Annotated in this window: 1 protein-coding gene; it reads right to left on the bottom strand. The window is 41.6% G+C overall.

The genetic code is table 11. The features are described 5' to 3' along the window. Nucleotides 1-9: 9 nt before the first annotated feature. Nucleotides 10-976, bottom strand: a protein-coding gene (locus H5200_RS23210) for an IS630 family transposase (RefSeq protein ID WP_182762848.1) whose coding sequence is annotated in 2 segments (ribosomal slippage) — nt 10-582 and nt 584-976 — 966 coding nt annotated over the 2 segments. Because the reading frame shifts where the segments join, the coding sequence is not laid out codon by codon here. This gene is flagged as partial in the annotation.

The following is a 976-nucleotide window of genomic DNA, read 5'->3' as shown; positions in this document are numbered from 1 at the left end:
GCATAAAGATTAAGTCAATTTTATCCAGTCTCTAGAGCATATGCTTTTAACCGTATCAGGAACAGAAATGAATTTATTCCACGCTTGCGAAACCTGTTCGACTATTTCTTCATAACCACTAAACACACGATTAGATAAACAGTGTTGCCGTATCCAACTCCATACTTGCTCTATTGGATTTAACTCCGGGGAGTAAGGCGGAAGTTTTATTAGCGTGACATTATTGAATGGTTTTACAGTATCAATAGTATGCCAACCAGCGCCATCAACGATCACGACGGCATGACGTCCTACCTCCGTGGCTTTTGATATTAATTCCATGTGTTGCGTCATGACGTCTTTATTGACGATAGGGCTGATCAGCGCTTCTGTTTTACCATTACTTGGGCACACTGCACCAAATAAGTATCCATACTCAAACTGCTGTTGTTTTGTTGCGCGAGGCCTAGAGCCTGTTTCAGCCCATAAGCGTGTTGTTTGATTTTGTTGTCCAAACCGTGCTTCATCTTGAAACCACACATCAATGCGATCTAAAGGGAGATGTCCTGGGGTGTGAAGGATCGTTTCCACTTGGAACTTTTTTAAAAGCCTCTTGGCTTTCTTTTGACTGCTTTGGGTGCTTAGAACGGCTTGTGATCCAGCTAAACCCACGCTTCTTGAGCAGTTTGTAAATATGATCGGTGTGATATCTTATGTTGAACTGGTCATAAATATACTGAGCAATATCTTCCCCCATTAGTCTGCCTCCTTCTGAAGAACTTGCTGACTGTTTTACATAATCTGACAGTGTGTTTAGTTGTTGTAAGGTTAATTTAGCTGGACGACCTTTAATCGGTTTGTTGTTCAAGCCAGTAACGCCATTATTAAGGTAGTTTGAAACCCATTTATTGACACTGCCGCGCGCTGTATTTAGCCGCTTAGCAATATTCGTTCTGTTTTCACCCTCAAAGAATAATGAAACAGCAAGCAGGCGTAT

Source organism: Pseudoalteromonas sp. SG43-7 (genome assembly GCF_014164295.1).
Taxonomy (GTDB): domain Bacteria; phylum Pseudomonadota; class Gammaproteobacteria; order Enterobacterales; family Alteromonadaceae; genus Pseudoalteromonas; species Pseudoalteromonas rhizosphaerae.
This window is presented reverse-complemented; position numbering and strand designations above follow the sequence as displayed.